Annotated in this window: 9 protein-coding genes and 2 pseudogenes; 2 read left to right on the top strand and 9 right to left on the bottom strand. The window is 62.7% G+C overall.

The window, feature by feature from the left end:
* Position 1 precedes the first annotated feature (1 nt).
* Positions 2–1,237, top strand: a complete 1,236-nt coding sequence (locus tag DDF70_RS17880) for an adenylate/guanylate cyclase domain-containing protein (protein WP_114946211.1) — start codon at positions 2–4, stop codon at positions 1,235–1,237.
* 48 nt (positions 1,238–1,285) lie between these two features.
* Here the strand turns inward: DDF70_RS17880 and DDF70_RS17875 are convergent, their stop codons facing one another.
* From DDF70_RS17875 to DDF70_RS17835, 9 genes and pseudogenes are all read right to left on the bottom strand, one after another.
* Positions 1,286–2,311, bottom strand: coding sequence for a S1C family serine protease (locus DDF70_RS17875; RefSeq protein WP_114946210.1), 1,026 nt, complete (start codon positions 2,309–2,311; stop codon positions 1,286–1,288).
* 68 nt (positions 2,312–2,379) lie between these two features.
* Positions 2,380–2,580, bottom strand: a pseudogene (locus DDF70_RS38120) (helix-turn-helix domain-containing protein); the annotation flags it as partial.
* Between the two features lie 350 nt (positions 2,581–2,930).
* Entirely contained in the window at positions 2,931–3,851 is a 921-nt protein-coding gene (locus tag DDF70_RS17865; RefSeq protein ID WP_114946209.1) for a S1C family serine protease, read from the bottom strand.
* A gap of 134 nt (positions 3,852–3,985) precedes the next feature.
* The gene (locus tag DDF70_RS17860; RefSeq protein ID WP_425374089.1) at positions 3,986–5,689 is read right to left on the bottom strand and encodes an ABC transporter substrate-binding protein; all 1,704 of its coding nucleotides are present in this window, start codon (positions 5,687–5,689) and stop codon (positions 3,986–3,988) included.
* Between the two features lie 154 nt (positions 5,690–5,843).
* Positions 5,844–6,125 carry a DUF2160 domain-containing protein gene (locus tag DDF70_RS17855; RefSeq protein WP_114946207.1) on the bottom strand — a complete coding sequence of 94 codons (282 nt, stop codon included), beginning with the start codon at positions 6,123–6,125 and terminating at the stop codon, positions 5,844–5,846.
* 10 nt (positions 6,126–6,135) lie between these two features.
* Positions 6,136–6,894 (bottom strand): annotated as a pseudogene (locus DDF70_RS17850) (carbohydrate ABC transporter permease); the annotation flags it as partial.
* Between the two features lie 122 nt (positions 6,895–7,016).
* Positions 7,017–7,913, bottom strand: a complete 897-nt coding sequence (locus tag DDF70_RS17845) for a carbohydrate ABC transporter permease (protein ID WP_114946206.1) — start codon at positions 7,911–7,913, stop codon at positions 7,017–7,019.
* Positions 7,910–9,010, bottom strand: coding sequence for an ABC transporter ATP-binding protein (locus tag DDF70_RS17840; RefSeq protein ID WP_114946205.1), 1,101 nt, complete (start codon positions 9,008–9,010; stop codon positions 7,910–7,912). Before DDF70_RS17840 ends, DDF70_RS17845 begins: the two co-directional genes overlap by 4 nt.
* 10 nt (positions 9,011–9,020) lie before the next feature.
* Positions 9,021–10,109: an ABC transporter ATP-binding protein gene (locus DDF70_RS17835; RefSeq protein ID WP_114946204.1), complete on the bottom strand. Its 1,089-nt coding sequence runs from the start codon at positions 10,107–10,109 to the stop codon at positions 9,021–9,023.
* 432 nt (positions 10,110–10,541) lie between these two features.
* Between DDF70_RS17835 and DDF70_RS17830 the strand changes: the two genes are divergently transcribed.
* A complete protein-coding gene (locus DDF70_RS17830) occupies positions 10,542–11,330 on the top strand; it encodes an SDR family NAD(P)-dependent oxidoreductase (RefSeq protein WP_114946203.1) in 789 nt (262 codons plus the stop codon).
* Positions 11,331–11,393 lie beyond the last annotated feature (63 nt).

Raw genomic sequence — 11,393 nt, 5'->3', positions numbered from 1 at the left:
TATGGACACAGCCCAGGCAGCACACATCGCGAAATGGGTCACCGAGGCCGGCTTGGCCGGCATGTCCGAGCTGGAGCTCCTGCGCGGCTTCTGCACCCGCCTTGCTCAGGAAGGACTGCCTGTCTGCCGGGTGAACATCATCATCGATACGCTGCACCCGATCCACGAAGGTCGGGTTTTCCGATGGCATCGTGACGATCAGGACGGTCTCAATTCGATCATCGAATATGGCCGTACCAACGTGGAAGGGCAGGCGGCGGAAAACTGGCGCCGCAGCACCTTTTATCATCTCTGGGCAAGCGGTGAGGATTTCCTGCGTCGGCGGCTCGGTCCAGGTCACATCGAGGACTTCTCGGTTCTCACGGATCTCCGCGCCGAGGGGCAGACGGATTATCTGGTCCTGATCCATCGCTTCGAAGCCGAAGGGGCCATCGGCGAGATGGATTCCTTTTTTTCTTCGTGGACGACGGATGTGCCTTCCGGCTTCGGAGACGAAGAGATCACGCTGTTGCGTGAGCTGGCATCGCCCTTGATGCTGGCCGTGAAATGCGCCTCGCTGGCGCGCATCGCGAAAACCCTTGTCGAGACCTATCTCGGCCGCGATGCCGGGCGGCTCGTCCTGAGCGGCCGGATCGCCCGTGGCGTCACGGACCGGATCCAGTCCGTCCTGTGGTTCAGCGACCTGCACAGCTTCACCCACATTACGGAGACGGCCGATCCCGAGCAGATCATACCCTTCCTCAACGATTATTCGGAAGCGATCATCTCATCCATCTACGAGGCGGGCGGCGATGTCCTGAAGCTGATCGGCGATGGGGCGCTCGCGATCTTCAAGGAGGAGGATCCAAGCCAGGCCTGCCGGTGCGCTCTCAAGGCGGAGCGTTTGATGCAGTCACGGATACGGGCGCTGAACGAAGAGCGCCTGTCGTGCAACCTGCCGGTTACCTCGGCCTATCTCGGCCTGCACATCGGCGAGGTGTTCTACGGGAATATCGGCAGCCAGGATCGGCTCGATTTCACGGTGGTCGGACCTGCCGTGAACGAGGTGAGTCGAATCGGCGCACTGTGCCGCTCCGTCGAGAGGGATGTTCTGGTGTCGTCCGCCTTCTTCTCGGCAGCGGCGGAGGAGGACCGGGAATGTCTGGTGTCGGTCGGCCGGTATGCCCTTCGGGGCATCGCCCGGCCGCAGGAGCTGTTCACGCTCGATCCTGCATGGCTGGACGAAAGTCAGACTTGAGCGGACCCGGAACAGACCCGGAGATCCGCTCAAAATTCCTGTCGCCGCTCACTCGGAGCGGGCCGTCTTCATCCTGCGCTCCACCGGGGTGATCGTCACGGTGCGCATTTCGCCCTTCTTGAGCAGAACGAGTTCGACGAAGCGTCCGATCCGTTCGCCGTTCAGCAGGCGTACGAGATCGTCGACACCACCGACCGGCTCTCCGTCGAGCGAGAGGATGACATCACCCTGTTCCAGTTTGGCCTGGTCGGCGGGGCTGTCCGGCTCCACGGCGGCGATGACCACGCCGTGGGTCCCGGCCAATCCGGCCGCATAGCTGATGCGCCGCGGCAGGGGCACCGTCTGTCCGGCAATGCCGATCGAGGCGCGGCGGACGCGACCGTGGCGGATCAGCTCCGAAACGACGAAATTCGCCGTGTTGCTTGCGACGGCAAAGCAGATGCCCTGCGCTCCCATGATGACGGCAGTGTTGATGCCGATCACCTCGCCGGAGGTCGCCACGAGCGGACCGCCGGAATTGCCCGGGTTCAGGGCTGCATCCGTCTGGATCACGTCGTCGATGAGCCGTCCCGATTTCGCCCGCAGGCTCCGTCCGAGGGCCGAAACCACGCCCGCCGTGACGGTCGATTCGAACCCCAGGGGATTGCCGATGGCGATTGCGATCTGACCACGCTTCAGCCGTTTGGAATCGCCCAGGGTAGCGAAGGGAAGTCTGTCGCCGCTGGCGCGCAACAAGGCGAGATCCGTGTCCGGATCGTCCCCGATGACCCGTGCCTCGATGGTGCGCCCATCAGAGCCCGTGAGCTTCGCCTCTTTGGCTCCCTGCACGACATGGCTGTTGGTGAGAAGGAGCCCGTCGGGCGAAATGAGGACACCGGAACCCATCCCGGCCGTACGGCCAGAGATTTGTGGTTCGACCCGCACCACCGCGGGACCAATCCGGTCCACCACCCTCGTCACGGCCTGCGAGTAGGAATCGAGCAGAATATCGTCCTCGGGAGGAACGGAGATCGGCTGCGAGGTGGTTGCGGATTCATCGGTGTTGAGTAGAAAGGTTGGAGTGCGATCGAGCATTGAGCCCTCCAAGGTTAACGCTATTTCACATCATGTGGTGATGCGGGGCGTTAAGGCCAAGGGCCGGATCACAACAGGATGAGACCGAGGCGGACGGCTTGGGCGACTGCATCCGTTCGTCCTGTCGCGTCGAGCTTCGCCGCGATGGAGGCGACGTGGAATTTCGCGGTGTGGAATGAAATCCCAAGCTTGCGAGCGATGAGCTTGTTCGAGGCGCCTTCCGCCAGCAGCCGCAGAACTTCGAGCTCGCGCGCGGTGAGCAGATCGTCCCGTGACGGGTCTTGGCCGCTTCCCATCCCGCTTCGCGGCAGGATGGCGAAGCCTCTCTTCACGGTCTCCACGGCCAGCATAAGGCCCGAGGCGTCGATATGGCGGGAGAGAACCCCGCTTGCTCCGGCCTTGAGCATCTCGAATCCGCTCAACTCATCGCCCAGGACGATCGTTGGCGCCGCCTCTGAGAACGGCAGATGGTCCGTGATCACCACATCGGGGTTAACCGGGTTCAGGAGATCGATGCCGGCCTCGTCGGCCAGGATCGCGGTGATGCGGTCGAGCAGGCTCTCATCGTCGATGTGAAGTGCCACCCTGTGCAAGGCTTCACCCTCGTGACGTCAATGGGCTATTGAGGTGTCGGGCGCTCCCTGATCTCGACGGCAAGAGTGATATGTTCACCCGCCCTCACGATTCCAAGATCGACCGATTGACCCACGCTCTCAGGCCCGAGGAGCCTGTAGACCCGGCGGACGGAGGGCAGGGCGTCATGGTTCCAGCGGATGAGAATGTCGCCTTGGCGAATACCGGCCCTTTGCCCCGGCCCGTCCTGGTCCATGCTGACGACGATCAGGCCGCGCGGCTCGCTGAGTCCTGCCGTGTCGGCTGCGGCCTTGTCGATGCGGATCGGCTGGAGTCCGAGGCCCAGATAGCCACGAGCGACACGACCTTTATCAAGCAACTGAGGAGCGACGCGCTCGATGGTCTCCGACGGGATGACGAGGACGCGGCGCCATGGACCGAATACCGTCATGCCGACGATTTGCCCGCTCGTGTCGAGGGCAACCCCGCCTTCCGATTGGAAGTCGAGCCTGAGATCCAGATGGATCCTGCGGTCCATATGGCCGCCGCGCAGACTCTTCCAAGCCGCGCCTGTAAGGGACACGATCCCCAGTGCCGCACTCGGCCCTTCCGGCTGTCGCCCCGCCGCCAGAATGAGATGACCGGCGCGTAGACCATCCGTCGGGCTGAAGGCGATATCCTCCAGCGGACTTTCTTCTATACGGAGAAGGGCGATATCCGTGCTTGGATCGCGACCGACGAGGCCTGCCGCGACTTTGCTCCCATCGGGGTGCATGACCGCGATGTCCTCGTCCGCCTCCAAGGCTTCTTCCGCGGTGATGATGAGGCCGGGGCGCCAGAGAAAGCCGCTCGAGGTCCCACGTCGGCGCCCACGGACCGTCACGAGCCGTGGCGCGATACCATCGAGCAAATCAGAAACATGGTTCGAGATCGTGTCGAGGGAGAAGCCGGCTGTTGGATCTGGCATGACAAACCCTTTCGGTCATCGTCCGGGCGATCCTGCAGGCAAACGTCCTTCCCTGATACTGGCCGGGCGGCTAGGTGATGTGGCTGCCCCCGACACGAGAAAAGGCCCCGCCCGCCGGGCGGGGCCTCTATGCGTCAGCTGCGCTTCGGCGGGGAGGCGGGCCAGCTCTTGATGAGCGTGTCGTAATCCACCGTCTCGCCCTTGGGCTTCTCGTTCGCGAGCTTGCGCTGGGGCGCGATGGTGCCGGCGCTTTCAGCCTTCTTGAACCACTCCTCGGCGGAGGTCTTCGGGTTCAGCTTCGGGCCGCATTCACCCTGCACGTTGGCGCGCTCGAGGCGACCGAGCACCTCGTCCTGCGCATTGGCGAGCGAAGTCATCGCTTCCTGCGGCGTCTTCGCGCCGGAAGCCGCATCGCCGATGTTCTGCCACCAGAGCTGCGCGAGCTTCGGATAATCGGGCACGTTGTTGCCGGTCGGGGTCCATTGCACGCGGGCGGGAGAGCGGTAGAACTCGATCAGCCCGCCAAGCTTGGGCGCTCGCTCGGTGAAGCTCTTGTCCCAGATGTCGCTTTCACGAATGAAGGTGAGACCCACATGGCTCTTCTTCAGCGAAACCGTCTTGGACGTGACGAACTGCGCATAGAGCCAGGCCGCCTTGCGGCGATCGACAGGAGTGGATTTCAGCAGCGTCCACGAGCCGGCGTCCTGGTAGCCGAGCTTCATGCCTTCCTTCCAGTATGAGCCGTGAGGCGAGGGCGCCATGCGCCATTTAGGCGTGCCGTCCGCATTCACCACGGGAAGACCGGGCTTCACCATGTCGGCGGTAAAGGCCGTGTACCAGAAGATCTGCTGGGCGATGTTGCCTTGTGCCGGCACCGGCCCCGACTCGGAGAAGTTCATGCCCTGCGCTTGAGGCGGAGCGTATTTCTTCATCCATTCGAGATATTTGGCGATGGAATATACGGCTGCGGGGCCGTTGGTGTCGCCGCCGCGCTCGATGGAGGAGCCGACGGGGCGGCAGCCTTCCATCCGGATGCCCCATTCGTCCACCGGCAGACCGTTCGGAATGCCCTTGTCGCCGTTCCCGGCCATGGAGAGCCAGGCATCGGTGAAGCGCCATCCGAGCGACGGGTCTTTCCTGCCATAATCCATGTGGCCGTAGACCTTGACGCCGTCGACCTCCTTGATGTCGTTGGTGAAGAATTCGGCGATATCCTCATAGGCCGACCAGTTCACCGGCACACCGAGGTCATAGCCGTATTTGGCCTTGAACTTCTCCTTGAATTCCGGGCGCTGGAACCAGTCGTAGCGGAACCAGTAGACGTTCGCGAATTGCTGGTCCGGCAGTTGATACATCTTGCCGTCGGGCGCCGTGGTGAACGACCTGCCGATGAAATCGGCAACATCGAGAGTGGGCGATGTCACGTCCTTGCCTTCGCCCGCCATCCAGTCGTCGAGCGGGATAGCCTGCTTGTAGCGGAAGTGGGTGCCGATGAGATCGGAATCGTTGACCCAGGCGTCGTAGATGTTGCGGCCGGACTGCATCTGCGTCTGGATCTTCTCCACCACGTCGCCTTCTTGGATCAAGTCATGATTGATCTTGATGCCTGTGATTTCCGTGAAGGCCTTGGCGAGGGTCTTGGCCTCGTATTCATGGGTCGTGATGGTCTCGGAGACCACGTTGATCTCCTGGCCCACGAACGGCTTGGCCGCATTCACGAACCATTCCATCTCCTTCAACTGCTCATCCTTGGAGAGAGTGGAAGGCTGGAATTCGCTGTCGATCCAGCGACGGGCCTCTTCCATGCCCGCGAGAGCGGCGCTGGAGCCAAGCGCCATGGCGAGGACGCTTGTTGTGACAAACAGCTTCAAGTGCCGGTGAGATTGGGTGAGTTTCATTCATTCCTCCCAGGTAATGCCCTGGCCGGCTTGTATGCTGGTCTTGTTTCCCTCCGGTCCGGGCTAACCGAAGAGCTTTCTTGAGCCATCCCTCCTAGACGTAGCGAAACACGGCTGCTGCGTAGAGCAGGGACAGGCCGGAAGCCCACCACAGGTCCGGGCCAATGAGGCCCAGCCATGCGAGGTGGATGAAAGCTGCACCGAGAAGCGAGATGAAGAGGCGGTCGCCACGGGTCGTGGGAATGCGCAACACGCCGATACGTTCCGTCTCCGGGCGCTGGACTGCCAGCAGGGTCATGACGAGCAGGAGGCTCGCGATGCCGGCGAAGAAGAGGCCAGTCTGCCACGTCCAGGCCATCCAGGCGAGATCAGGCATGGCGCTCTCCTCAAACCCGACCCAGGGCAAAGCCCTTGGCGATGTAGTTGCGGACGAACCAGATCACGAGCGCGCCCGGCACGATGGTGAGGACGCCGGCAGCGGCGAGCAGCCCCCAGTCCATGCCGGCGGCCGAGATGGTGCGGGTCATGGTGGCGGCGATGGGCTTGGCGTTGACCGAGGTCAGGGTGCGCGCCAGCAGCAGTTCGACCCATGAGAACATGAAGCAGAAGAAGGCCGCGACTCCGATGCCCGAGGCGATCAGCGGCATGAAGATCTTCACGAAGAAGCGGGGAAACGAGTATCCGTCGATGGCGGCGGTTTCATCGATCTCCCGCGGAACACCCGACATGAAGCCTTCCAGGATCCACACGGCCAGCGGCACGTTGAAAAGGCAATGGGCAAGGGCCACAGCCCAGGGCGTGTCGAAGAGCCCGATGGCGGAATAGAGATTGAAGAAGGGCAGGGCAAAGACCGCAGCCGGCGCCATGCGGTTGGTGAGCAGCCAGAAGAACAGGTGCTTGTCGCCGAGAAATCTGTAGCGCGAGAAGGCATAGGCCGCCGGGAGCGCGAAGGAGATCGACAGGACCGTGTTGATGACGACATAGGTCAGCGAGTTGATGTACCCCGAGTACCAACTCGGATCGGTGAATATCCTGATATAGTTGTCGAAGGTGATTTCCCTCGGCCAGAGGGTAAGGCCGGACGTGATTTCCATGTTCGTCTTCAGGCTCATGTTCACGAGCCAGTAGATCGGCAGCATCAGGAACAGGAGGTAGAGCGTCATCACCACCACGCGGCCGTTGACGCGCGGGCCGGACAGGGCACGGTTCGCGGCGAGAGGGGTGGCGACGGGTCTTGTTTCTGAGGTGCCGACGGCGATGGTCCCGGTCATGCTTCGACTCTCTCCCGCTCGGCATCCACGTTGGTCATGACGGTGTAGAAGACCCAGCAGATGGCGAGGATGATCAGGTTGTAGACCAGCGACATGGCCGCCGCCTTGCCGAGGTCGAACTGGCCGAGGGCCAGCTTCACCAGATCGATGGACAGGAACGTGGTGGCGTTGCCCGGGCCGCCGCCGGTGATCACGAAGGGCTCCGTGTAGATCATGAAGGAATCCATGAACCGCAGGAGCACGGCGATCAGCAGAACGCGACGCATCTTGGGCAGCTGGATCGTTCGGAAGACGGCCCAGCGCGATGCGCCGTCGATACGGGCGGCCTGATAATAAGCATCGGGAATGGATTTCAGTCCGGCATAGCAGAGAAGCGCGACGAGGCTCGTCCAGTGCCACACATCCATCACGATCAGCGTCGCCCAGGCGTCGATGGGATCGTTGGTGTAGTTGTAATCCATGCCGATGCGACTGAGCGTCCAGCCGAGCAGGCCGATATCGCCACGGGCGAAAACCTGCCAGATCGTGCCGACCACGTTCCATGGAATGAGCAGCGGCAGAGCCATCAGGACGAGACAGAGCGCGACGGTCCAGCCCTCTCGCGGCATGGCGAGCGCCACCGCAATGCCGAGCGGCACCTCGATCATGAGAATGATCGCCGAGAAGAGAAGGGTGCGCCAGAGGGCGCCGAAGAAGCGTCCTCCGAGTTCCGTCGATGGATCGAGCAGTTCCAGGAACCAGCCGATTCCATTCCAGAAGAACTGGTTGTTGCCGAAAGTGTCCTGGACCGAGTAGTTCACCACAGTCATCAGCGGCAGGACGGCCGAGAAGGCCACGATGGCAAAGACCGGAAGAACGAAGAACCAAGCTCTGTTGTTGACGGTCTTCGTCATACCCGCCCCCCTCCGATGGGCTCTCCCGAGACGAGGTGCCCGTTGGCATAGATGTGGATCTGGCGCGGATCGAACGCGAGGGATGCCTCATTCCCGTCGATGGGGATATCGTCCGGGACGCTGGCAGCCAGAGGTCGTCCGCTCATCTCCACGCGGGCGATGCGGGCGCGACCGATATCGTCGATGCGACGCACCCGGACGGGCAGTCCGGAGCCTCTCGGCTGAAGGCGCACGAATTCGGGCCGGATGCCGAGTTCGACCCGCTCACCGTCGGAGAGCGTGCGATAGATCCGCTGCAGAGGAATGGCCTGATTGCCGATGAAGGCCGTGGCGCCTTCGACCTTGCAGGGAAGAATGTTCATGCCCGGCGAGCCGATGAAATGCCCGACGAAGGTGTGGGCCGGGCGTTCGAACAGCTCGTCGGGCGTTCCGGTCTGCACCACGGCGCCGTCATGCATGACCACGACCTTGTCGGCGAAGGTGAGCGCCTCCGTCTGATCGTGCGTCACGTAGATCATGGTGATGTCGAGGGCGCGGTGGATCTCCTTGAGGGTCGAGCGCAGCTGCCATTTCAGGTGCGGGTCGATCACCGTGAGGGGCTCGTCGAACAGGATGGCTGCCACGTCGGGACGCACGAGGCCGCGTCCGAGAGAGATCTTCTGCTTCATGTCCGCCGTAAGGTTGCTCGCCTTGCGGTCGAGCACCCGGGTCAGGTCGAGAAGACGCGCAATCTCCTCGACACGCCGGGTGGTCCTGTCGCGGGGGACGTGTCGGTTCTTGAGCGGGAAGGCCAGGTTCTCACGCACGCTCATCGTGTCGTAGACCACGGGGAACTGGAACACCTGGGCGATGTTGCGCGCCTCCGTCGGGAGATCCGTGACATCGAGGTCGTCGAAGAGAACCCGCCCGCGCGTGGGACGGACCAGCCCTGAGATGATGTTGAGCAGGGTGGTCTTGCCGCACCCGGACGGCCCCAGCAGCGCATAGGCGCCGCCCTGGCCCCACACATGGTTGATTTCCTTCAGGGCGTAATCGTCCGCCGTGCGGGGATCGGGCCTGTAGGCATGGGCGAGATGATCGAGGGTGATGCGGGCCATCCGTCTCTCCTCACGCGGCCTTCTGGGCCGGGTCGACGGCGGCCAGGCGGCCTTCCGTGTCGAACAGGAACAGGTGTCGCGGATCGATATAGGCCGTGACGGTGGATTTCGGCTCCAACCGCCTCACGCCGGGCATGAGCGCAACGAGGCGATGCTCGCGCGCATCGAGGTGGACGTAGCTCTCCGACCCGGTGATCTCGGACACGGAAACGACAGCCGGAATGGGGATCCCATCGGGGCCTGCCGGTTCGAGGGTGAGGTGATGAGCCCGGAAGCCGATCGTGTACTCCCCGTCAGGGACGGCTGCGAGCGGGCCCGCCGTGTCGATCTCTGCCCCCGTGCTCAGGACCGCCTTGCCGCCCGCTTTACGGGCTTTCAGGGTGTTGAGTGGCGGATCGGAGAAAACCCGCGCCGTGGTCAGATCGCGCGGACGACGGTAGACCTGCGGCGTCGGTCCGAATTGGGTCACTCGGCCCTCAAACAGAGTCGCCGTGTTGCCGCCCAGGAGCAGAGCCTCCGACGGCTCCGTCGTCGCATAGACGAAAACGGCGCCCGATGCCGCGAAGACCCGTGGCAGCTCCTCGCGCAATTCCTCGCGGAGCTTGTAGTCGAGATTCGCCAGGGGCTCGTCGAGCAGGACGAGATCCGCGCGCTTCACCAGCGCCCGGGCGATCGCGGTGCGCTGCTGCTGACCGCCTGAGAGGTTCAGCGGCTTGCGGTCGAGATAAGGCTCGAGCTTCAGAAGCTTGGCGGCCTCGCGGACGCGCTTGTCGATTTCATCTTTCGGCAGGCCTGCAACGCGTAGGGGCGACGCGATGTTCTCGTAGACATCGAGCGACGGGTAGTTGATGAACTGCTGATAGACCATGGCCACGCTGCGGCGCTGCACGGGCCATCCAGTCACGTCCTGCCCACCGACGAGGACACGGCCGCTCGTTGGTGAATCGAGTCCGGCCATGAGCCGCATGAGTGAGGTCTTGCCCGCGAGCGTCGCCCCAAGCAGGACGTTGAGGGAGCCGCGCTCCAGGGTCAGGCTGACATCATCGATATGCGTGGCTGATCCGACCTTCTTCGATACGCCTTCCAGGGCAAGGGTCATCGGCGCGCCCCTCCGCCGTGAGCTGCATGGGGAGCGTCAAGGACAGGATATGGAGGGATCGTCGCGGGGTCACGCCCCACCGCGTTTCGGGCAATGTCATGCCCGCATGCGCGACCACTCACCGCGACGCCGAACGTCGCCGATTCTTGCGAACCCAAGAGCGCTTCTCCCAGCCACAGCCCTTAAGGGCGTAAGCTTTCTTTTATTGTTATGGTGAAGGTATCTTGCCCCCATTGCGAAAGCAACTGTCCAATACCCTCACGGAACTGGTCTTTGACCGGACCGAACTGTCAAGGTTATTCGCGCCGGACGGCTGGCTGCTTGATGCGCAATTGAACTGTAGCGCCTTTCAGGAGTTCAAGCACCACATGCCGGTTGCGCTTCTCTCCACTTGTGGCCGGGTCCATCCTTATCATCGGCTGGGAGAATGCTATGCCAGATACCGCAAAGCCGCTTGCCATCGTGACAGGTGCCTCCTCGGGCATTGGGTACGAACTCGCGAAGCTTTGTGCCCGGAACGGGTACGATCTGCTGATTGCGGCTGATCAAACTGCCATCCACGATGCGGCGAAGGACTTCCAGGCTCTCGGGGCAAAGGTCCATGCTGTCGAGGCCGACCTCGCTACTCTCGAGGGCGTCGACAAGCTTTACGCTGCGGCTCAAGGGCGGCCGGTCGGTGCGCTCCTGGCCAATGCCGGGCACGGGCTCGGTCATGGCTTCCTCGATCAGGATTTTTCCGAAGCACGCCACGTGATCGACACGAACATCACCGGTACGATCTATCTGATCCAGAAGGTCGGCCGGGACATGCGAGCCAGGAACGAGGGCAAGATCCTCATTACCGGCTCGATCGCCGGGTTCATGCCGGGCACCTTCCAGGCCGTCTACAACGGCACGAAGGCCTTCATCGATTCTTTCTCCTTTGCCCTGCGGAATGAGCTGAAGGATACGAACATCACGGTGACTTGCCTGATGCCAGGCGCGACCGATACCGAGTTCTTCGAACGCGCCGGCATGGAAGACACGCGGATCGGTCAGGACAAGAAGGACGATCCCGCCACCGTGGCGAAGGTCGGCTTCGACGCCATGATGAACGGCGAGGGGGACGTGGTGAGCGGGTGGAAGAACAAGTTCACGACGATTCTTGCCAATGTGACACCGGCCGGCATGCTCGCCGAACAGCACCGCAAGATGGCCGAGCCGGGGTCGGGCAAGCGCTGATCGCCACCTTGTTGCGGATGCTCCCATGAATTCCTCGCGGTTGCTACGTTGACGATTGCATCC

Source organism: Microvirga calopogonii (genome assembly GCF_003347665.1).
Taxonomy (GTDB): Bacteria; Pseudomonadota; Alphaproteobacteria; order Rhizobiales; family Beijerinckiaceae; genus Microvirga; species Microvirga calopogonii.
The sequence above is the reverse complement of the archived record's forward strand: the minus strand, read 5'-3'. Positions and strand labels throughout refer to the sequence as shown.